Genomic DNA, 22075 nt, shown 5'->3' on the forward strand with positions numbered 1-22075 from the left:
CCGGGCATTTTCCTTACCCAGGGAAAGCGCTGCAAATATCCAAAAGCTATTTGCTTAGTCCTAGAAGAGATAAGAAGTCCGCGTGCTGGTCTCGGCCTGCCCTTATATCGCCGTAAGCTCCAGTAGCGCAGCGATACAGGGGATGGTTCAACTTCCCACTGCGCTTGCTTAGCGTCTGGTTATAGTCGTTCAGATGCAGAATTCCTTAGGGTTACCTCAGGCAAACGGCAGCCCCACACGCACTTCCAGGCCGCCCTGCTTTCGATTGCGCAGCGTCAGTGTGCCGCCGTGTTCCAGCACCGTGGCACGGGCGGCCGACAGGCCCAGGCCAACGCCGCCCGTGTGTTTGTTACGCGAGCCTTCGATGCGGAAGAAGGGTTTGAAGACCTCATCCTGAAGTTCTTCAGCGATGCCTGGCCCACGATCCAGCACGCGGATATCGATTATGTGTGCGCCCTCCCCTAGCTCGATGGCCGGTTCCTGGCCGTAGCGGATGGCGTTGTCCAGCAGGTTGGTCAGCATGCGTTTGATGCCGATGGGGCGACCAACGTAAACCACCCGGCTCGGGCCGCTCAGTTGTACCTCGATGCCAGCATCCTTGTAGTCGTCGACGATGGTGTGCAGCAGCTCGGCGAGGTCGAAGGCGGTCGCCGGTTCGAGGCGAGCGTCGTCGCGGAAGAATTCCAGGGCACTATTGACCATCACCTGCATTTCGTCGACGTCGCGGAACAGCTTGGCCTGCTGGTCGGCGTCTTCGATGAACTCGCCACGCAGGCGCATACGCGTCAGCGGCGCACGCAGGTCGTGGGAGATCGCTGCGAGCATCTGCGTCCGGTCGTTGATGAAGTGCTGCAGCTGGGCCTGCATGGCGTTGAAGGCGACAATGGCCTGGCGGATTTCCTGTGGCCCTTCCACGGCAATCGGCGGCGCGCGAAAGTCACTGCCGAAGCGTCGTGCCCCGCGGGCGAAGCGCTCCAGGGGGCTGGCCAGATGGCGGGTGGCAACCAGCGCGACGATGATGGTGGACAGCAATACCAGAGCAACGATGATGAGGCCGCGAGGCAACTCATTCAGACCCCAGATGCGCGTCAGTGCCGAGAATTTCACCCAGCTGCCATCGTGCATTTCAACCATCAGGGCATAACCCGCTCCCGGCTGATCCGATGGCCAGTCGGCAGGCTCGTAACCTTCTATCCTCGCGTTGGTATTTCGCAACTGACTGCGTAAATAGTCCTCACCGGTGCGAAACCCGACATCCTCATCCGCCGGTGGCAGACCGGCCTCTTCGTATGTCAGCAACCAAGTGGTTGTGTAGGTTTCATCGCTGGCGGATCGGGCGATGGCCGGCCGCTGCTCGCGTGGCGCTGCGTCGATAATGCGGCTGATGCTGGCCAGCCGCTCCAGCAAGCCAGTCTCCAGCAGCGGCGGACGTGCCCACACGCCAGCCAGTTGGCTGAGCAGCCAGGTGAGGGCCAGCGCCGTCAACATCGCGGCCATGGTGGTCAGGGCGATCCAGCGCGCCACGGTATCGCTGGGACGATTGAGCCTCTCCAGCAGTTTCATCGTTTCACCAGTACGTTTGGCGTGAACAGGTAGCCGCTGTTACGCACGGTACGAATCATCGGCGAGGCGCTGACATCGCCCTCCAACTTGCGGCGCAGGCGGCTGACCTGCACATCGATACTGCGGTCGAAGGCCTCGAAGGCTTCGCCACGGGTCATGTCGAGCAGCTGCTGGCGGGTCAGTACCCGACGCGGATGTTCGGCGAACACCAGCAGCAGTTCGAATTCGCCGCCGGAAAGCGGAATCATCACCTTGTCCGGCGAGCGCAGCTCCCGGCGGGTGACGTCCAGCTGCCAACCGGCGAACTCCAGGGTTGGCCGTGGTTTGTCGTTCAGCACGCTCTTGACCTCCCCCGTACGGCGCAGCACCGCCCTTACCCGGGCCAGCAGCTCGCGGGCGTCGAAGGGTTTGGTCAGATAGTCGTCGGCGCCGAGCTCCAGGCCCACCACGCGGTCGCTGAGTTCGCCCATGGCGGTGAGCATGATTACCGCCACCGCGTGCTCGCTGCGCAGGCGCTGGCACAGCACCAGGCCGCTCTCGCCAGGCAGCATGACGTCGAGGATGACCAGATCCGGCAGCTGCCGCTCCACCGCTTGCCACAGGCTGTCGCCGTCGGTTGCCACATCGACGCAATAGCCGTGTTGTTCGAGGAATTTCTTCAGCAGGGCGAGGACTTCGAGGTCATCGTCCACAAGCAGTAAATGGATCACGCAAAGCTCGCTGCCGGCAGTTTCTAGAATGGCTATCTAAAACCATTGGCGCAGGCGCGTCATATATTTCAATCCGGCAATAAAGCTGCCGTTTTGCAACAGTGGAGAAATTCTCGGGCAAAACCTCGGAGGCAACATGGGTGCAGTCCCCATCGAGGTTTCAGCATGCCGACCATCACCGTCGTTACCCCCTTCGTCCGCACCCTTTCGCTCACCGCTGCCGTGGCACTTGCCAGTGGCTGCGCGAGCTCACCACCAGCCGGCAGTAACGCGGCCTGTCAGGCGGCGGCCTACGAACCCCGTGACCCTGCCGAGCCGGTCAACCGCGGCATCTTCGCCTTCAACAGGACAGTGGATGACTACGTGCTGTCGCCGGTCGCCCGGGGCTATCGGCACCTGCCGGGTTTCGTGCAAAACGGCGTGCACAACTTCGTGGCCAACTTCGGCGAGCCCAAGGTGTTCATCAACGACCTGCTGCAGGGCAACGGGCGGCGTTCGGTGACCACGGTGGGCCGTTTCGCACTCAACACCACGGTGGGCATCGTCGGCTTGGTGGATGTGTCCGGGCGGCTGGGCATGGAGCGCCACGACGCCGACTTCGGCCAGACCTTTGGCGTGTGGAATATCGCCAACGGGCCCATCGTCGAGCTGCCGCTGCTGGGTACCGGCAACCTGCGTGACGCCACGGGCAAGGTGCTGAGCTTCGCGGTATCGCCATTCGGTAGCAGCGATACGGTGGAAACCCTTAGCACGGTGAATACCGTCGGCGGCATCGTCGATGGCCGTGCAGAGGCGCTACCGCAGACCGACGAGCTGAGAAAGGAGCCTGACTATTACGTGGCGCTGCGTAACGCCGTGGCCGAGCGCCGGGCGCACTTCGTGAGCGAAGGAAAACTCGGCACCGAGCTGGACCTGGCTCATGGCTGCGACAATGGGGTGCAATGATGAACAACGACGTGCTGGTTCTGCACCGGAGGATACGAACGCCGGACATGGCGTCGCTGCACTGCCGCGAACTCGAATTACGCCTCGACGCCGATGGCCGCCACCTGGTGTTTAGCCGCTATACCGAGCTGTATTGCGAAGATCAGTCCATCTGGGGTGCCACACGCGACCACAAGGTGCCGCTGGTCAGCCTGCTTCGCTGGGTGATTAGCCAGGGGAGCAGGCCCGATATCGCAATGGTGGACAAAAAGAGCGTTGTCCAGCCGTCGTCCTGCTAGCTTGTCGCGGACTTGGTGGGCTGAAGCCCACCCTACCTGTGCCCCTCTCCCGCCGTAGGGTGGATCGGGGCGCGTAGCTGACGCTTTTTTCATCCACCATTGCGATCCCCATTCGGGACGTGTTTAGGGCGGGCTTCAGCCCACCACCTGGTCTAGCCGCGCCTGCAACTCGGCGCGCCGCGCGGCATCGGCGGCTTCCTTGTTCTGCAGGCGTTCCAGCAAGTCAGAGGCCTGTTCGGCCGCGAGCACGTAGATGCCATCGTCGTCGGCCACCAGCAAATTGCCGGGGTGCACCTCGACGCCGCGGATGGTCACCGGCACGTTCACCGCGCCGTGCTCACCGAGGGAGCGCGTGGTATAGGCACTGACGCCGCTGCAGAAGATCGGCAGGCCAAGCGCTCGCAGGGCGCGCACGTCGGTCACCGGCCCGTCGATCACCACCGCGGCCAGGCCCTTGATGCGCGCGGCGATGGTACGCAGTTCCCCCCAGCAGGCGCAGCCCTGCTCGCCCTGGTTGGCGACCACCAGCACATCACCGGGCTGGCTGGCGATCAGGGCGTCGCGCAGCATGCTGCCATCTGGCGCGTGGATCTGCACGGTGGTGACACGGCCAACGACGTGCACGTCGCCCACCAGCGGTGGCAAGCCGTGAATGTGGCCCTCGCGCAGAAAGTGACCGATGGTCGACGCGGCGATGCCTCGGTAGGCATCGAGCAGCGCTGCGGGAATACTGTCAGCTGGTGCTGCGAACGTCATCTGGCGGCCCTCGGGCGGATCAATGGGCAGGTCGAGCAATACTCCACCGGATCGCTGGCCTGGTAGTAGAAACAGCAGGTTCTGCGAAAGCGCACGGCGCGTGCGCCGTCGTCGACCAGCGTCAGCGGCCGATTGAAGTGTTTGAGCGGGTTGTAGTCGAGGCCGAACACGTTGCCCGGCGCCTGCTCCGTCAGCCAACGGAAGTCCTCGGCGCAGCGCTGGCGGGTCTCGACGCAGTCGAGCTTGGCCAGGCGCCGCTCGTACAGCGAGTACACCCGCACCGCGGTGTTTTCCCAAAGGATGCGCCGCGATACGCCCGTGACGCCGTAAAAGGTATCCCAAAGGGGCTGCAGCAGCCCGGCGAACAGCTGCGTGGCCACGGCCTCGCGCCAGTCATCACGAGCGTCCGGCTCGGGCCGGCTGACCGCCAGGCTGTGCAGCGGCAGCGACGACGTCCACACGCCGTCATCATGGCCGTACTCGATGAAGGTGTTGCCCAGTGAAAGCTGCAGCCCTTTGTCGTAGGCCGACATAGCGTACAGGCAGGCACCGGTGAGCAGGAACGACAGGCGCTTGCCCAGCAGGGACGCGGTGATGCGACGCGACGGCGAGAGGATCACGGGCCCAAGCTGATCCAGCAGCGCGATGCAGGTGGTTTCGTCCAGCAACTCGGCAGCCGGCAGGCTGCGTCCACGGTCGCGTTCCTCCTCGCGGCGCAGTCGCAGCGCGACTGACAGGCTGGCCCATTCGGCGTCGCTGAAGCTCATCGCGGAATATCCCGGCCAAATGGGATGCAAAGCGGCGTATGAAAGAACGGATCGGGAATGATCCGGCAATCCAGATCGAACACCGTTTTCACCAGCGCCTCGGTGAGAATGTCCGCCGGTTTGCCTTGGGCGTAGGCGGTGCGTTGATGCACCGCGACCATGTGATCGGCGTAGCGGCAGGCCAGATTGAGGTCGTGGAGAACCATGACGATGGTCTTGCCCTCCTGACGGTTGAGCTCGCGCAGCAGATCCAGCACTTCGATCTGATGGGCAAGGTCGAGAAAGGTGGTCGGCTCGTCGAGTAGCACCAGCTCGGTTTCCTGGGCCAGGGTCATGGCGATCCAGGCGCGTTGCCGCTGGCCGCCGGACAGGGCGTCCACCGGACGTTCTGCCAGCTCATTCAGGCCGGTGCGGCTCAGAGCGCGGGCCACCACGGCCTCGTCTTCAGCGACCACTGCTGCATCCAGCTCTGGTACGGATAGCGGCCCAACGCGACCAGCTGGCGCACGCTGATGCCCTCGGGCGGCACCGGCATCTGCGGCAGGATCGCCAGCTCCCGAGCCACCGCTGCGGTCGATTTGCGCTGGATGTCGGCGCCATTGAGGATCACCGTTCCCGACTGGGGCTTGAGCAATCGCGCGAACGACTTGAGCAGCGTGCTCTTGCCACAGCCGTTGCTGCCGATCAGCACCGAGACCTGCCCGCGTGGCAATTCCAAGTCCAGGCAATCGATGATGGTCTGACGTTGATACGCCAGGGTCAGGTTACGGCTCGCGATCGCGGTCATGTCGATGATTCCTCACTGCCGCTGCTTGATCAGCAGGTACAGAAAATACGGGGTGCCGAACACGGCGACGAAAATGCCGGCAGGCAGATCCAGCGGCAGAAACAGGGTGCGCCCCGCCAGGTCGGCGAGCATCACCAGGTTGGCGCCGACCAGCGCCGCCATGCAGGCCTGGGCGGCGAAGCCGATGGGGATCAGTTGCCGGGCGATATGCGGGGCGATCAGCCCCACGAAGGCCATGGCACCTCCCCAGGCGATGGCGGAGCCCGCCAGCGCCACGCTGACGGCGAGCAGCGCGGCGCGCAGCCACTGCACGCGCACACCGATGCCGCGGGCCAGCCCTTCGTCCAGTTGCTGAACCACCACATGGCGCGACAGCAGGATCAGGATCGGCAGCAGGCAGAGCAGCCAGGTCGCCAGGGCACGCACTTCGGGCCAACCAGCGCCGTACACGCTGCCGGTCAGCCAGACATAGGCCGACAAGGTGGTGGTCAACGGGCTGAACACCAGCATGAAGGTGGTGGCTGCGGCCAGCATCGCCGAGATGCCGACCCCGATCAGCACCAGTCGCAGCGGCGAGGTGCCCTGCTTCCAGGCCAGGCCGTAGACCGCCAGCGCGGCGCAGCCCGCACCGAGCATTGCGGCCAGCGGCAAGCCGCCCATGCCCCAGGTCGCTGCGAAGGCGGACAGATAAAGCACCGCCGCCGCACTGGCACCGCTGGACAGCCCGAGTAGGTCCGGCGAGGCCAGCGGGTTGCGCACGATGGCCTGCAGGATCAACCCGGACACCGCCAGGGCACCGCCGATCAGCGCACCGAGCAGCAGGCGCGGCAGGCGCAGTTGCTCGACGATGAACGACAAGGCCGCACTGCCCTCGCCCGCCAACATCTGCAAAACGCTCTGCGGCGACAGCACGACCTTGCCCAGACACAGGCTCAGCAGCATCACCGCTACGCTGAACAGCACGGCCAGCAGCAGACGTAACGAGCCCTTGCGCTCGATGCTGCGGGAGAAACCGCGCCAGCGCAGCACGACTGGCTTACTCATGACGACCTCCGCGCCTGGCCAATGCAATGAAGAACGGCGCACCGAACAGGGCCGTCATCACCCCGACCGGCACTTCCTGCGGGAGAATCACCACCCGGGCCAGGATGTCGGCCACCAGCAGCAGCGTGGCACCGAGCAGCGCGCAGCCGGGCAGCATCACCCGGTGGTCGATGCCGATCAGGCGACGCACCACGTGCGGCACGATCAGGCCGATGAAACCGATGCTACCGGCCAGCGCCACCGCGCTACCGGCCAGCATCACCACCAGCACGCCCAGTTGCAGGCGAATCAGCCCGGTACGCTGGCCCAGGCCGATGGCAATCTGTACACCGGCGTTGAGCACATTGACCTGGGCACCGAGCAGGCAGGCGACCAGCAAGGCCAGCAGCGCGCAGATCAGCAACGGCTGAGCGGTTTCCAGGCTGCGCTCGCTAAGCGAACCGGCCAGCCAGAACAGCACCGTGTCCAGGCCCTGCTGATCGATCACCAGCAGTGCCTGGCTGAAGGCGGTGAACAGCGCGGTGATCGCCGCACCGGCGAGCACCATGCGCAAAGGGTTTAGCGCGCCCTGCCCGCTATTGCCCACCAGCCACACCAGCGCCCCGGCCACCGCCGCACCGATGAAGGCGCTCCACAGCCATTGCTCGGGAGAACTGATGGAAAACAACGACAGGAAGAGAATCAGCGAAAAGGTGGCCCCGGCGTTGATGCCGAACAGCCCCGGCGACGCCAGCGGGTTGCGGGTCATGGCCTGCATCAGTGCACCGGCCACCGCCAGGCTGGCTCCGACCACCACCGCCATCAGCGTACGCGACAGCCGTGTGGTGCTGACCAGCAGTTGCTCGATGTTCAGCGGGTCGGCATGCAGCAGCGCGGCGAACACCGTGCGTGGCGCGATCCAGGTGGCGCCGATGGACAGGCTCAGCGCACAGCAGGCCAGCAGCATCAGCAGCGCGATGCCGAGTTTGACGGCGGCACTCATGAGTGGTCGCCCTGCAGAATCGTGCGTTCGATATCGTCGAGCATGCGGTTGGCGCCAAGGATGCCGCCGGAGAAGATCCACGCCACCCCATCCACCCACCAGACCCGCCCTGCCTGTGGCGCCGCCATGCGCTGCCACAGCGGATGCGCGGTCAGACTCTGGTAGTGACGCTGTACGCCCGGGCTGTCGGCACGCCCGAAAACGAAGAACACGTCGGCATCCACCACCGGCAGGCTTTCCCGACTGCTGAGCTTGATGGACACGCCCTTTGCATTGCGGCCCTGCTCGTTCCACACGAAACCGAGCTGGCCGAGCACACTGCCGGCGAAGCTGTCGGGCAGGTAGCTGCGCAAGTGATCCTCGCGAACATCCAGTACCGACACGCTGAGCGGCCAGCGCTCGCCGAAATTCGCCTGCAGACGAGCCCCGAGCGCAGCGACGCGTGCGTCCCAGCTCGCCTGCAGGGCATCCGCCTCGACCCTGCGCGCGGTGGCGACACCCATGACGCGCAGGGTCTTCTGAAATTCGAACACCTCGTCCAGCATCACCACCGGGCACAGCTGTTCGAGCAACCCTTGGATCCGCTCGTGGCGAAACCGCGAGGCGACGATCAGATCCGGCGCGAGCAAGGCGATGTCCTCCAGACTCGGCTGGGTTTCCAGGCCGACATGGGGCACGCCTGACAGGGCTGGGCGCAGGTAGCGATACATGGGCTTCTCGCTCCACGAATCGACTACGCCAGCCGGCCGAATGCCGAGCGCCACCGCGGTATCGGTGGCGCCCTGAAACAGCGTGATGATCCGCTGCGGTGCAGGCCCGGCCTTGGCCAGAGGGATTGCACCTGCAGCGAGAGCTCCCAGGGACAGGCGCATCAACGTGCGCCTGGACAACGACCCCTTATTACCTTCCAAGCTCGATCCTATTCAGTGGATTGACGACTAGCCCCTTGCCGAACGGCATGCTGCCCGGCCCACCGGCTCGTTCGATCATCGGGCGCAGCAGGAGTTTCTGCGGCCAGGTCGCGGACTCGAACAACTGGCCACGCAACACGGCGCGGGCTCCGTCGTCGAACGGCACGGCAGCGATTCGCTCGTTCAGCGCGTCACGCAACACGCGCCAGGCCTGCACGGCCGGCACGTCGTAGACTCGCTCCAGGGTGTCGATGATACCGCGCAGGTTGACCTGGATGCCCAGCGTCTGCAGCCAGAACAGCAGATCCTCGGGGCGCTCGTGGTAGAGCGTCTGGGCATGGCCCTTCTTGATCCGGTACTGCGGGTCGAGCATGCCATTGCGCTCCAGCCAGGGCACGTACAGGCGCAGCGAGTCATGGTCACGCAGCAGCAGGCCGCTGACCGTGCCCGCTTCATACACCAGCACCGCGTTCTGGCCGTGTACTTCGCCTAGCATGCCGAGGCGGAACATGCGCAGGTTGACGTCGAAGAACAGCTCGCACAGCTCGCCGAACAACTGCAGCACCGAGGACGGGCCCGCAGGCAGACCGCGCTGGCGGATGCAGTCGTCGAAGAAATGCCGGTCGCTGTCCTGCAGCGGTGTGCCCAGCGCGGCCATGGGCAGCAGACGTTTGGCGGGGTCTGCGAGCAGTTTCGGCGGATAGCCACGAACCATGGCCGAGAGGTGCCGCGGCGCCTCATCGAACAATGTGCCGCCGTCAGGCATGTAACCCCACCATTTGCTTTCGTCGCAGATGTGCAGGGTTTCTCGCAGCACCTCGTCACGCTCCCGGCCCTGGCGCAGCAACGCTTCGCTCAGCCCGCCGTTGATCATCTTCACGGCGGGCAGATAACGGGAGGCGCCCAGCGAATACACGGCCATCGGCAGCTTGATGTGATCGGCCGGCGCCGCAGCGCAAGCCAGTGAACGCAGGGAGGACGTGGGATTGAAGCTGCCCTTCTGGAAGTTCAGACGGTGACAATCACCCCGCTCGAATGCGCCGCCGAGCTGCGCAGGCAGCACCCGCTCCAGTTGCCAGGGGTGCACAGGCAGGGCGACATGGCTGTCAGCGAGGCCGAGGGCACGCAATTCGGCATCCAGGTCTGCGCGCTGCTCGGTATCGAGGATGTAGTGGGCTGGCTGGCAGCTGTCCAGGCCGTCGACGCCATCGCCAAAGGTCAGACTGCCCTTGGCCACGGCCACCCAGTTGAGCGCCAGTGGCTGGTCGAACTCCGCCTGATACTGCCGGTACTGGGCATCGTCCAGGCCCTGCTTGGCCTTGGCCAGGGGATGGAACGGGCGGTCGCGCAGCGAGCCCCACTGCTCCATGGCCAGGAAGAATGCGGCACCGTCCTTTTCCAGCAGGCCGCCCGTAGGCACCTGATGATCGAGTGACAGCGCGGTCTGCCGGACGCTGGTACGCAGCACGTCCATGAACAGCTCGATGCCCTTGTCGTTGTCGACCGCATCGACTTTCACGCCTTTGAGCGCCAGAGCCATGAACGCATCGGGGCTCAGCAGCCGGGTGCTGCCGCCCTGCACGTCGAGCACCGGGGTTCCCGACACCTTCTCCCAGGTCTGGGTGATGCCGGCCTTCAGGGCGACCGCCAGGCCGCGCTGCTCGGCCGGGTCGTAATGCCAGTGCCAGATCTTGTGCGGCGCCTCCACGCTGGCGAGCGGCGAGTCGGGCTGAGCGGCACGCCAGGCGGCAGGCTCGGTCAGGTTGGCGTCGAGGGTGCCGAAGAAGTCTTCGGCGAGCAGGCAGTCGATCAGGCCCTGCATCACCAGATCGTTGGCGATGGCTTGCTTGGTGGTGGTCATGAGATCAGTTTCCTCTCGTCGAGGTGGCGGCCAGTCTGGCCTGGAGGGCGCGGAACGCGATGCCGCGTTCGTCGCCCAGCACGAAGGTGTTGACGCCGCGCTCGAGCCACCGCAGGTGGTCATCGGGCTGGCGTGGTATGGCGCAGTACGGGATGCCGGCAGCCTGGGCGGCACGCCAGGTATCGATCAGCGCTTCCTGCACCGCGGGCTGGTCGATACGCCAGGGCGTGCCGAACGACTGGGAAAGATCGGCAGCGCCTTCAAGGATCATGTCCAGCCCCGGCACTGCGGCCAGCTCGGAGGCACGGCGCACGCCTTCGACGCTCTCGATCATGGCCACGACCATGATCTGGTCGTTGGCCTGAGTGACGTACTCGGCCAGGCTGGCCTTGCCGAAGGCACCGGGACGCCCGGCATTCAGGCTGCGCTCGCCCAGCGGGTGGTACTTGCAGGCGCGGATCGCCGCGCGCAGGTCCTCCGGCCGTTCCACCTGGGGCAGGACGATGCCCTGGGCGCCGCCGTCGAGCAGCCGCAGCATGCGTTTGCGGTCGAAGTCCGGCACCCGCACCAGGGGCGTGAGCCTGTAACTCTCGGCGGTGCGGATCATGTGCTCGACGGTTTCCGGGTTGATCAGCACATGTTCCAGATCGATGATCACGAAGTCGTAGCCGGCTTCGGCGATCAGCTCGATGGATGCCGGCGAGGGAATCGACGCGATCAGGCCACGGGGCCCGTCGCCCGCGGCCAGTTGCGCCTTGAGTCGATTGGTTCTCAGCATGTGCGCGGCCCATGGATGTGCAGTGGGTTGGGCACCCGCTTGAAGCGTCGCTCACCATCACCGAGCAGCCGGCGCTTGGTCAGTTCTTCCACTTCGTACTCGGCGGCGAACACGTCGAACACCGCGAAACGCGCGGCGTACTGCGGGTGCTCACGCTGGTAATCGAGCACCACGGCGGCGGTCATGCGCCAGAACTCGGCCTCTTCCAGCCCATAATGCTGACGCAGGAAGATCGCCAGTTCGGCCAGGCAGATGAAGAAGAACGCATCGCAGGAAAAGTCGCGCACCGCATCGACATCCTCGGTGAGGATGAACGAGTTGCGGTTCAGCCGCGCATGGCTTTCGGGCAGTGGCACCAGGTGCGGCGCCAGGTGCGGACGGGCCAGGTGCGCAGGCGAGTAGCGCACGCCGTCATGGAAGTCCTTGAGGGCAATACGCTCTGGCCAGCCGTCACGGTGGATCAACACGATGTTCTGGCCGTGGGACTCCATGCCGATACCTTCGGCATAAAGCATGTGCACGATGGGCGCCACGCTGACCCGCAGCAGTTGCTGCACCCAGGCATGCAGCCCATGGCGGGCGATCCAAGCATCGATGAAGGGCTGCTGATCACCTTCGCCGTAGCGGTTCTCGACATGGCTGAGGCCATTGAACGGTACGCCCTGCTCGCCCGGTTTCAGGTACGTATTGAGGTTCTCCCGCCAGATCGCACCGAGGGTGCCGTAGGCCTGGCTTTGCCGGATGGTCGGCAGCTGGGCGTAGTCGAAACTCACCCCGACGACCTCGCCAAGCACCACGAAACCCAGCTCCCGCGCCGTGGCGTCGGTGGCGATCAGCTGTTGCAGCCAGTCGTTGATGATCGGCCCGTTCATCACCGTGTGCCGCGCCAGAATGCGCGTGCTGGAGGTGTTGGTCATGCTCAGCGCGAGCTTCACATAGGGCTTGGTGGGCTCCTCGACGTTGGCCAGCGTGCGGATCGACTGCTGGGCCCGGTAATCGGCCCCCGAGGTGCCGAGGTAAAGCAACTCGCCACTCGCCAGTTCGGCCTGGAAGGTCGGCACGATGACCTGCTCCCACTGCCAGGGGTGCACGGGAATCGGCCAATAATCGTCCAGGGAACGACCCTGCTCGGCCAGTGCGCGGTCTATCTCGGCCCAGCGCTGCTCGCCGAATGCATCGATCAGGAACGCTTGCAGATCCACACCCCGCGAGCCATTGGCGGAGCCCAACTGCCGGGCGATGCCCAGCCAGACCACGGCCAGCGGCTGGCCGAACTCGGGGCCGTAACGACGGTTGTCGTCCAGGGAAAAGCCGATGCGCGACTTGTAGCAAGGGTGGTAGCTGTGGGCATCCATGAAATGCCGCTCCAGGGTATCGGCATCCAGGGTGTGCGGCGCTGCGGCGGGCCGGTAGCTCTGGGTGCGCGACTGCAGATCCTTGAGCAGCGTCTGCTCCAGTTCCTGAATGAAGCGTGGCATGTACGGGCCGTCGGCCAGGGCGCCAAGCAGTTCCGCCAGCGCCTGGTGCAGATCCGGCTGGCTGGTCTGGCCCTGGGCATCGACACGCTGCAGGGTGGCCGGATCCAGGCGAATGATGGCGAAGCTGTCGCTGAGTAGCCCCAGGCAGCGGTACTCGACCACGGCCTGGGCCTGCTCATCGCGCCCTTCGACGATGAAGCGCTGGCGGCCGTCTGCGAGTGGTTCGCAGCGATAGTTCAGGACATCTTCGAAGAGCAGGGTTTGCAGCAGTTGCCCGATCACCCGTTGCGACACCTGGCGGTAGCGCTGAGGGTCCGCTGGGGTCAGCCAACCGTGGGCATGGGCGATGAGTTCGGGCAAGCGAAGTGGAGAAAAGGAAGACATGGATAGACACCTCATGAACGGTGTTCGGACAGGGCCGAGCCTTGCTCGACCGGGTCGTTGGAAGGGGAATGCGGAAAGCGCCAGGCGAACGGCAGCGCGAGCAGGATCAGGAGCGCGGTGGCGATGAACACTTCACCGATGGCGCTGGCCGTACCGGCCTGGGCTGCCCCGGAGTGCACCGCGCCCCACTCATCGCCGAGGCGAATCTGCAGCCACAACGAGGCCAGCACGATGGCCAGTGACGACAGCAGACGGCGCGAGATGTTGTTCATCGCCGCGCCCTGTGTGATCAGGGCCTCGGGCAACACGTCCAGCCCGGCGGTGGTCACCGGCATGTAGGACAGCCCCAGGCCGGCACCTCGCACCACCATAAGCAGGCAGATGGCCAACATCCCGACATCGTGGTCGACGGTGCCCAGGGCGAAGGTCGCCAGGCCGGTCAGCAGCAAGCCGAGCGAAACGATGCCCCGCGGCCCATGGCGATCGAACAGCCTGCCGCCGTAGTGACCGAACACGCTCGCCGACAAGGCGGTGCAGAGCAGCGCGATACCGGTCCAGATGGCACTGTGGCCCATCACCATCTGCACCAGCAGCGGCACCAGCACCAGGCACTCGAACATGCCGATGGATTGCACCACGGCGATGATCACGCTCGACCGATAGCCTTTCAGGGCGAAGATACGCAGCTCCAGCAGGGGCGCCGTGTGGCGCAACTGATGCCTGACGAACCCCAGCAGGCAAGCCGCCGCCAGCAGCAGACCGAGCAGGTTGAGCGGATCCTGCAGGGCCTGCATGTGGCGCAGTTGCCCCACGGTGAGCATCAGCACGCCGATACCGACCGCGACCAGCAGGTAGCCGGTCAGATCGAACGGCTTGCCCGCCCCTGCCTCGTTCCTCGGTAGCACGTTGACGCCCAGGCCGAAGGCCAGCAGACCGATGGGGACGTTGACCAGGAACAGCGCACGCCAGTCGTACCCCTGCAGCACCAGGCTGCCGCACAGTGGCCCGACCGCAGGCGCGAGCATCACGGCGGCGCCCCAGAGGCCGGTGACCGCACCCCGCTCGCCTTTCGGATAGACCGAAAAGATGATCGCCAGGGACAGCGGAATCATCAGCCCGCTGGCGATGCCCTGCACCACCCGCGCGGTGATCACCCAGGCGATGGAGTCGGCCATGGCGCCCAGCAGCGAGCCCGTCACGAACAGCGCCAGGCCGGCCAGGTACATGAGCTTGCGGCCCACGCGCTGCGCCAGGTAGCCGGTCAGCGGCATGGTCATGCCCATGCTCACCATGAAGGCGGCGACTATCCAGGTGGCCATCACCGGGCCCAGCTCGAACGCTTCGATGAAGGCCGGCAATGCCGGATTCAGCGAGGTGTTGTTTAGGCTCACGGTGGTGGTACCAAGGATCACGGCGACCACCACCAGCCGGCGCGACGCCACGACGGGAGTCCGTGCCGGCGCCATCATCCAGCACCTCCGCGGCGGCCCTCGGCCACGATGAACAGCTGTTCTGGCCGCGGATGACAGAGGAAATCGGCATGCGAGATGTTGTAGCCGTAGGCACCGGCCAGCGGCAGCACCAGCAGATCGCCCACGACGGCATCGACCAGTTGACGACCACGGCTGAGCACGTCCTTGGGTGTACACAGCTGGCCGACGATGGTCCATGGCCGAGGCGCCCCGCTCGGAGCACGGCCTGTCGCTGGCAGATGGATCACCGGGTGGTCATGGCCCTGGGCGACCGGCAGGCGGAACTGATGGGTGCCGCCGCGGCAGACCAGAAAATGCTGGCCGTGGCTGGATTTGGCGTCCAGCACCTCGATGGCGTAGTAGCCGCAGAACGCACTGATGAAGCGCCCCGGCTCGAAGCGTACCACCGGCGCGTCGCGCAACGCCCCAAGGCGTTGCTCCAGGTGGCGGCACAGGCGCGCCCAGTCGAACCGCTCGCCGCTCAGGTAGTCCACCCCGATGCCACCGCCGACGTTCAGGTGGGTGATCGCCGTAGGCCGCGTGGCAAGGGCCTTCCATTGCGCCCAGCGCTGCAGATACAGATCGAGCAACTGCTCGTGGCGCTCCACCTGCTGCTGATGAGACATCGCATGCACATGGAAGCCTTCCAACCGCAGATGGCTGCAGGCTTCTACCCGTCTGATCGCTTCAGGCACGTCGTCCTCGTCCAACCCGAAAGGCGTCGCGGTGCCGGCCATGGCCAGGCGGCTGGAAAGCGTGGCTGGCAGTTCCGGGTTGATGCGGATGAACACCGCCTGCACACGGCCCAGCTCTGCGCCGATGCGTTGCAGGCGGTCGATCTCGCCCAGACTCTCGACGTGGATCGCGGCCACGCCATGGTTCAGCGCCGCACGCAGGTCGGAGTCCAGCTTGCCGGGGCCGGAAAACACGAAGGGTTTGTCGCTGGCGGCCGCTTGCAGCCGCTCGATCTCGCCACCGGAGGAGATCTCGAAGCCGTCGACCAGAGGCAACAGCGTCTGCAGGATCGGCGCCTCGCTGTTGGCCTTGATCGCGTAATACAGCTCCACGCCCGCTGGCAGCTCGGCCATCACCTCGCGAACATGCCGCGCCAGTGCATCGAGGTCGTAGACGAACACCGCCAGGGGATCCGCCGCGCGGCTGCGGGCCTGCTCGATGGCGTCGAGCACTGTCGTGGGCAGCTTATCCATGGGCTGCCCCCTCGCCCCACGGGCACACCAGCTGTACGTAACCGGCATGCCGGTCGGCCTGGGCCGAGAGACGCACCTTGAGGTTGGTCTTGCAGGCTATCGGATCCCCGGCAAGCAGCGCGTCCAGCTCCGGTGCTGGCCGTGCCAGTTCACCACGCAGCGCGAACAACTGGCGCTCGACCCGTTGCCACATGCTGGTCGCCAGGTGCGGGCATCCCAGCTCAGCGCCAGGATCGCTTCGGACAGGTTGTTGACGAACAGGCAGTAGCTGATGCGCTTCCAGCCCCGCTGCCGCGAGTAAGTCAGCGACTGGCGGACGCGCTCTTGCACGCCCTCTTCGATGTAGCTCACCCCCAGATCGTCGGTGAGCTTCACGCCTTCGAAGTCGCGCAACAGCAATTGCGCTGGCCAGCCGTTGTCGTGGACCAGTACCGCGTTCTGCAGGTGCGGCTCGAGCACCACGCCGTGATTGAAGAACAGCGACAGCACCGGGCGCAGCAACAGCGCCTGGTAGGCCTCGAACCAGCCCAGCAGATGGTCGTCGCTGGGCTTTTTCGATCCCTGCTGCAGGAAACCATGGATCAGCGGCCGCAATTGCAGGTCTCTGGCGAACAGCGTACCCGCCATCAGACAGGATTCAGGCGGTGCGTAGCGGCAGAAGTTCTCGCGCAGGATGGCGCCGGTCTGCTCGCGGAACCAGTGGCTGTCTTCGGCGCTGCTCTGCGCCGGGGCCCAGCTCAGCGAACCCGGCTCGCTGACCAGGGTAGCGCCGCCGATGCTGGCCTTGTGCTCGCGCTGCAGGCGCGTGAACAGGCGGTCGATGAGCATGGCGCTGTCCAGTTCGTACCAGGCGTTCTTGCGCACGCAGTTGGTGATGCGCACGTTGAGCGAGCCCTTGAGGAAATAACCGCGGCCTTCGCCGTACCAGGTACGCATCGAGGCGGTGGGGCTGGCCAACGGGCCCTTCTGGCCGAGATCGACGATCTCGCCACGGGCGATCAGCGCCTTGACCCGCGGGTCGGCGAGGAACAGCTGCGCCTGCACCGGGTGCAGACAGATAGCCGCACGCCCGCTGCGTGCCAGGCCCTGGCTGGCGAAACCTTCGAGCACCTGCTCATCGCTCAGGCCGTTGCCGCGCACCTGCAGGCCATCCCGTGGGACTTCGAGAACATGCAGCGCAACCCGGGCGCGAAACTCCGGAGCATAGGTGTTCTGTCCCAGATGTTCAGGCCACAGTCGGGCCTTGGGCGCCGGGTGGTTGGGGTGGCCGAACCAGAGTCCCTGCTCGCTGGCCAGGTAGTCGCGCAGCGGGTGCTGGTCCTGCGCCTGCAGCGCGCTGTCGACGATGGCCGCGGTAACACCCTGGCTCTGCATGACCTGTTCGAGCAACTCGTCGTTGCGCGAACCAGTCAGTTGCTGGCAGGCCTCCAGCAGTTGCGCAGCGAATTCGGCGAACGGCGGGCAACGCCAGTCGGCATCGCCCTGGCGCGTGTACACGTCGCTCAGGTAGCGCTGGCTACCGAGCGGATCGCGGCGATCCACCAGCACTAGAAACTGCCGCCTTTGCGGCAGATCGATCACCAGCGGCATGCCCTTGCCTTGAATGGCGCGCAGGTAGCTGGCGGGTGCGATACCTCTTACATGGGACGGCCAGGCATAACGTGCGCAGTTCTCGGGCAGCGCGAACTCCTTGATCAGGCAGTTGAGCAGCGCGTGGGAGGCAGCCATTTCACTGACCACCCGCGCCAGGCTGGCATGGACGGAATCGATGCGAGTGACGTCGCTCGGTTGGGCATCGAGGTTTGGGTAGGCACGCACGGCGCGTGCAGACAGATCAGCCACGGGCACCTCCCAGTGCGGCGTCCAGCGCGCGTTCGAAACGGACGATCACTTCACTGCACTGCGCCTCGTCGATGATCAAAGGCGGCAGCAGGCGGATGACGCTGCCATTGCGCCCGCCTCGTTCGAGTAGCAGGCCCTGCCTGAAGCAGTGGCTCTGAATGGCAGCCGACAGCGCAGCATCCATGGGGTGGGCGCCCAGCGCGTCGGCAGGCTGACGCTCGTCGACGATTTCCAGGCCGAGCATCAGCCCGCGACCACGCACCTGACCAATCACCGGGTAGCGCTCACGCATCACATTGAAGCGCTCTTTCAGCCAGTCACCGCGCACCTGAGCCTGCTCGGTCAGGGCATCGTCCTGAATGATCTGCAGGGTAGTCATGCCACTGGCCATGGCCATCTGGTTGCCGCGGAAAGTGCCGGTATGGGCGCCCGGTTGCCAGGCATCGAACTCGCGCTTGATGGCCAGTACCGCCAGTGGCAGGCCGCCGCCGACCGCCTTGGACATGACGATGATGTCGGGCTCGATATCGGCATGCTCGAAGGCGAACATCCGCCCGGTGCGGCCAAAGCCGGCCTGCACTTCGTCGAGGATCAGCAGGATTCCGTGGCGCCGGGTGACCTCGCGCAGGGTTCGCAGCCATTGATTGGGGGCCGGGTTGGCCCCGCCCTCGCCTTGCACCGCCTCGACGATCACTGCAGCCGGCAGACAAACGCCGCTCTCGACATCCTCGATGAACTGGGTGAAGTAGTAGGACAGCGCACGGGCACCCGCCTCGCCGCCGATGCCCAGCGGGCAACGGTATTCGTGGGGGAACGGCATGAACTGCACACCGGGCATCAGCGAGGCCACGGCATCTTTCGGGCCGGTATTGCCGGTCACTGCCAGGGCACCATGGGTCATGCCGTGGTAGCCGCCGGAAAAGGCGATCACGTTGCTGCGCCGGGTAACGGTCTTGGCCAGTTTGAGCGCGGCCTCCACGGCATCGGCACCCGAGGGACCGCAGAACTGCAGGCAATAGCCCTGGCTCGGCAGCACGCCGAGCAGGGTCTCGCTGAAGGCATCCTTCAGCGGCGTGGTGAGGTCCAGGGTGTGCATGGGCACCCCGGAAGCCAGAAAGCTCGACAGGCTGTCGACGATGGCTGGGTGGTTGTGGCCCAGCGCCAGGGTTCCTGCGCCGGCCAGGCAGTCGAGGTATCGACGCCCCTCGACATCGGTCACCCACACGCCCTGCGCCTTGGCAATGGCCAGGGGCAGCTTGCGCGGGTAACTGCGCACATTGGATTCGAATCGTTCCTGGCGTTCCAGGTAATCCGCGTTGTTGCTGTGGGCCGAATCGCGCTGGAATCGATCCAATGGTATCGCTCGTTCACTCAACATGGTGCTCGCCTCTATCTGTTCGAGGCTCCGGTTGGAGCCGTTGAAAGTCGTCAGCACTGCACTCATCAGTCAATGGCAGGTCACGCAAAGCACGGGGCAGCCTTCTGCGAGGCTTCCCGCTTCATCCCTGAATGGTTGGTTTTATTGTGTGCGGCGAGCGCCCGGTACACGGGCGTTCACCGCAGAGGTGCTACGAACTGTCAGAACCCGAGGGTCGCCGACAGAATGAAGGTGCGCGGGGTCGCGAGCGTAAGGCCAGGCTCGCTGTCGTCCGAGGCGCCAGCGGAGATCCAGTCCCGGGAATTGGCCACGTTTTCGACGGTGCCGCGCAAGGTGACATCGGTCTCGTCGACCTTGAAGGCATAGCGCGCGCCCACGTCGTAGCGCGTCCAGGAGTCGATCTCCTTGGTATTCGCCTGATCCAGGTACTGGGAGCTGCTGTACATGCTGCGCGCGGTCAGGGTCAGGCCGTTAACCATTGGCACGTCCCACTCAGCGCCGAGGTTGGCGTTGTACTCGGGCGTCGCCGGAGCGCGGTTGCCGTCGGTGGCGCCGCCGTTGTTGGTATCTTCCAGGTTGCTGTCGATGTACATCACACCGCCGAGTAGACGGAAGCCGTCGATAGGCTCGCCGAACACGTTCAACTCGATACCGTCGTTGATGCGTTTGCCGTTGGGGCCAAACTCCCGCGTTGTCGAATTTGTTTCATAGGCGGGTTGCTTGATACGAAACACTGCGGCGGTAACGGCAAACTTGCCCATGTCGTACTTCGCTCCAGCTTCCATCTGACGACTGATGAAAGGCGGAAATATTTCGTCAGGTCTAAGCGAGTTGGTCGGAGAAATCTTGCCCTGACTGAGCCCCTCCATGTAGTTGGCATAAAGCGACAGCTGATCGGTGGCCTTGAACAACACACCAACCGAAGGTGACAGTTTTTCCTCATCGTAGGCGGTGTCGCCTTTCACGCCATCTGACCAGTCATCGACTTTCACTCGCTGCCAGCGTGCGCCAAGGGTCAGCAGTACACGATCTTCCAGAAAGCCCAAGGTATCGGAAAGTGCGACACCGCTGAAACGGTTCTCGGTGTAGACCTTGGCATCATCGCGAGTTCGGAGGCTTGGGGTCGGCGTGGCCACCGGATTGTAGAGATTGCTCTGGCCGGTGGCGTAACGCCCACCGCCATTCTCGAAATCCATGGAAAAGTAGTCGGCAGCCAGATTGACTTCATGGCTGACCGGGCCGGTCTGGAACCACTTGCGCACACCCGCGTTCACGGTGCGCACGTCTTCATCGCGGGTGAAGTCGCGCGGCGAAACGGTGAAATCACCGGCCGCGTTGGCGATCGATACGTTGTGACGCACGAAGTCGTGATTGCTCTTGCGTGCACCTACGGCGCCGTAAACCATCAACGAATCGTCGATATCGTACTCGCCGCGCAGTGCGCCGAAGGTGTCGCTAGTCTCGGCCTTGGTCCAGGCCTGTGCATAGTTGTGGCGTACATCATCGGCTTTCGGCACAGGTGCAGCATCAGATACCAAAACACGCTCCTGCGGTGCATCGGTATCACGCTCGGTGTGCCCCACATCCATCGACAGGCGCAGGCGCTCATCGCGGAAATCAAGGCCGACCACGGCCATTTCACGGTTGACCTTCTGGTGATCCCATTCGGTATCGCCGGACTGTTTCACGCCGTTGAAACGGATACCGAAGCGGTTGTCCTCGCCAAAGCGACGGCCGACATCGACAGCGCCGCCCACCTGGCTGTCCGAGGCATAGCTGCCGGTAAATTCGGTGATCGGCTTGTCGGTAGCGCGCTTGGGCACCACGTTGATGCCGCCGCCGACGCTGCCCCGCGGCGAGATGCCGTTGACCAGCTGGGTGGGGCCTCTGAGGATGTCGACGCGATCCGCCATCTCCATATCGATGGAGTACGTCGGCATGATCCCGTACAGCCCACCATAGGAAACATCGCTGTTGAACAGGCTGAAACCGCGGATGGTGAACTGCTCGAAGCGTCCGCCCGCCGGGTTGGTGGAACGCACTGCCGGGTCGCTGGCGGTCAGGTCGGCCAGGGTGCGCGACTGATTGTTCTTCACTGCCTCGCTGGTGTAGGTGGTCATGCTCAGCGGCGACTCCATGAAGTCTCGGGAGCCCAACAAACCTTGCGAACTACGGCGCGCCACCTGACCACCGGCATAACGCTCACCCTGCAGGCTCTCGGATGGATCGGTGACACCAGTGATCGCCGTCGGGGCGATTTCCATGGTTGCGGCACCCTCAGTAGCCGGCACCAGGGTATAGGCTTCAGCGCCTACCGGCTGCAGACGCAGCCCACTGCCCTGCAGCAGTCGTGCGAAGCCTTCATCGACGCTGTAGCTGCCGGAAAGCCCCTGGGTGCTGTGGCCACTGACCAGCGCCGGATCGACGGAAAGACTCACCCCAGCCTGACTGGCAAAGCGGCTCAGCGCGGCCCCCAGGTCGCTACCCGGCACGTTGTAGCTGCGCTCTGGGGTCTGAGCATGGACGGCGAACGGCGCAACGGCCCCTAAGCCGAGCAATAGGCTCAAACATACCGTCGAGTAGGAAATGGATGACACCAGACGGGGCCGATGACGTGTCAATAGTGGCATGGGAAGCATTCTCTTTTTAATTCACTTACTACCCATGACAGGCCAGTGAAGAAAAAGGGACAGAGCGCAGGAAAAAATTTCACAACCAACTTGTAGGAGCCACGCCCCGCGGCGAATGGTGGTCACGCCACGGATCTTCGCAATGGTCACCATCGCATTCGCGCCGAGGGCGACCCGACTGCGCCAGACACTCCTCTTGCAGATACATTCAAACCGTAGGAGCCCGCTTGCGGGCGAATCGTGAGCACGACAGAGATCATAGGGATGGCCGCAATCGCATCGCCCGCAAGCGGGCTCCTAC

Annotated in this window: 16 protein-coding genes and 2 pseudogenes; 2 read left to right on the plus strand and 16 right to left on the minus strand. The window is 64.7% G+C overall.

Annotated features, from left to right (window positions below):
• Positions 1-216: 216 nt before the first annotated feature.
• Both K5Q02_RS16520 and K5Q02_RS16525 read right to left on the minus strand, forming a co-directional pair.
• The gene (locus K5Q02_RS16520; RefSeq protein ID WP_225832301.1) at positions 217-1563 is read right to left on the minus strand and encodes an ATP-binding protein; all 1347 of its coding nucleotides are present in this window, start codon (positions 1561-1563) and stop codon (positions 217-219) included.
• Positions 1560-2273, minus strand: a complete 714-nt coding sequence (locus tag K5Q02_RS16525; protein WP_084303148.1) for a response regulator — start codon at positions 2271-2273, stop codon at positions 1560-1562. The genes K5Q02_RS16520 and K5Q02_RS16525 overlap by 4 nt, the downstream gene beginning before the upstream one ends.
• Before the next feature lie 165 nt (positions 2274-2438).
• Between K5Q02_RS16525 and K5Q02_RS16530 the strand changes: the two genes are divergently transcribed.
• Together K5Q02_RS16530 and K5Q02_RS16535 are read left to right on the plus strand one after the other, a co-directional pair.
• Positions 2439-3218 carry an MlaA family lipoprotein gene (locus K5Q02_RS16530; RefSeq protein ID WP_225832302.1) on the plus strand — a complete coding sequence of 260 codons (780 nt, stop codon included), beginning with the start codon at positions 2439-2441 and terminating at the stop codon, positions 3216-3218.
• Positions 3218-3496 (plus strand): hypothetical protein, encoded by a 279-nt coding sequence (locus tag K5Q02_RS16535; protein ID WP_225832304.1) that lies wholly within the window; start codon positions 3218-3220, stop codon positions 3494-3496. Before K5Q02_RS16530 ends, K5Q02_RS16535 begins: the two co-directional genes overlap by 1 nt.
• A gap of 135 nt (positions 3497-3631) precedes the next feature.
• Here the strand turns inward: K5Q02_RS16535 and K5Q02_RS16540 are convergent, their stop codons facing one another.
• The 14 genes and pseudogenes from K5Q02_RS16540 to K5Q02_RS16605 form a co-directional block, all read right to left on the minus strand.
• Positions 3632-4252 carry an RraA family protein gene (locus K5Q02_RS16540; RefSeq protein ID WP_225832305.1) on the minus strand — a complete coding sequence of 207 codons (621 nt, stop codon included), beginning with the start codon at positions 4250-4252 and terminating at the stop codon, positions 3632-3634.
• Positions 4249-5019 (minus strand): IucA/IucC family C-terminal-domain containing protein, encoded by a 771-nt coding sequence (locus K5Q02_RS16545; protein ID WP_225832307.1) that lies wholly within the window; start codon positions 5017-5019, stop codon positions 4249-4251. The genes K5Q02_RS16540 and K5Q02_RS16545 overlap by 4 nt, the downstream gene beginning before the upstream one ends.
• Positions 5016-5806 (minus strand): annotated as a pseudogene (locus K5Q02_RS16550) (ABC transporter ATP-binding protein). The gene K5Q02_RS16545 and the pseudogene K5Q02_RS16550 overlap by 4 nt, the downstream one beginning before the upstream one ends.
• 12 nt (positions 5807-5818) lie before the next feature.
• On the minus strand, positions 5819-6850 hold the full coding sequence (locus K5Q02_RS16555) for a FecCD family ABC transporter permease (protein ID WP_225832309.1): 1032 nt from the start codon (positions 6848-6850) through the stop codon (positions 5819-5821).
• Entirely contained in the window at positions 6843-7832 is a 990-nt protein-coding gene (locus K5Q02_RS16560) for a FecCD family ABC transporter permease (RefSeq protein ID WP_225832310.1), read from the minus strand. Before K5Q02_RS16560 ends, K5Q02_RS16555 begins: the two co-directional genes overlap by 8 nt.
• On the minus strand, positions 7829-8704 hold the full coding sequence (locus K5Q02_RS16565; RefSeq protein ID WP_225832312.1) for an ABC transporter substrate-binding protein: 876 nt from the start codon (positions 8702-8704) through the stop codon (positions 7829-7831). Before K5Q02_RS16565 ends, K5Q02_RS16560 begins: the two co-directional genes overlap by 4 nt.
• 28 nt (positions 8705-8732) lie before the next feature.
• Entirely contained in the window at positions 8733-10604 is a 1872-nt protein-coding gene (locus K5Q02_RS16570; protein ID WP_225832313.1) for an IucA/IucC family protein, read from the minus strand.
• 4 nt (positions 10605-10608) lie between these two features.
• Complete coding sequence (locus K5Q02_RS16575) at positions 10609-11382, minus strand: HpcH/HpaI aldolase family protein (protein ID WP_225832315.1); 774 nt, start codon at positions 11380-11382, stop codon at positions 10609-10611.
• Positions 11376-13244: an IucA/IucC family protein gene (locus tag K5Q02_RS16580; RefSeq protein WP_225832317.1), complete on the minus strand. Its 1869-nt coding sequence runs from the start codon at positions 13242-13244 to the stop codon at positions 11376-11378. Before K5Q02_RS16580 ends, K5Q02_RS16575 begins: the two co-directional genes overlap by 7 nt.
• Positions 13245-13255: 11 nt before the next feature.
• Complete coding sequence (locus K5Q02_RS16585) at positions 13256-14710, minus strand: DHA2 family efflux MFS transporter permease subunit (protein WP_225832318.1); 1455 nt, start codon at positions 14708-14710, stop codon at positions 13256-13258.
• Positions 14710-15924, minus strand: a complete 1215-nt coding sequence (locus tag K5Q02_RS16590; protein ID WP_225832320.1) for a type III PLP-dependent enzyme — start codon at positions 15922-15924, stop codon at positions 14710-14712. Before K5Q02_RS16590 ends, K5Q02_RS16585 begins: the two co-directional genes overlap by 1 nt.
• Positions 15917-17652: pseudogene (locus tag K5Q02_RS16595) on the minus strand (IucA/IucC family protein). Before K5Q02_RS16595 ends, K5Q02_RS16590 begins: the two are co-directional and overlap by 8 nt.
• A gap of 106 nt (positions 17653-17758) precedes the next feature.
• Positions 17759-19144, minus strand: coding sequence for a diaminobutyrate--2-oxoglutarate transaminase (locus tag K5Q02_RS16600; RefSeq protein ID WP_225832321.1), 1386 nt, complete (start codon positions 19142-19144; stop codon positions 17759-17761).
• A 200-nt stretch (positions 19145-19344) separates the two neighbouring features.
• Positions 19345-21774, minus strand: coding sequence for a TonB-dependent receptor (locus K5Q02_RS16605; protein ID WP_225832323.1), 2430 nt, complete (start codon positions 21772-21774; stop codon positions 19345-19347).
• Between the last annotated feature and the right edge of the window lie 301 nt (positions 21775-22075).

It is taken from the genome of Pseudomonas sp. MM211 (assembly GCF_020386635.1).
Classification (GTDB): domain Bacteria; phylum Pseudomonadota; class Gammaproteobacteria; order Pseudomonadales; family Pseudomonadaceae; genus Aquipseudomonas.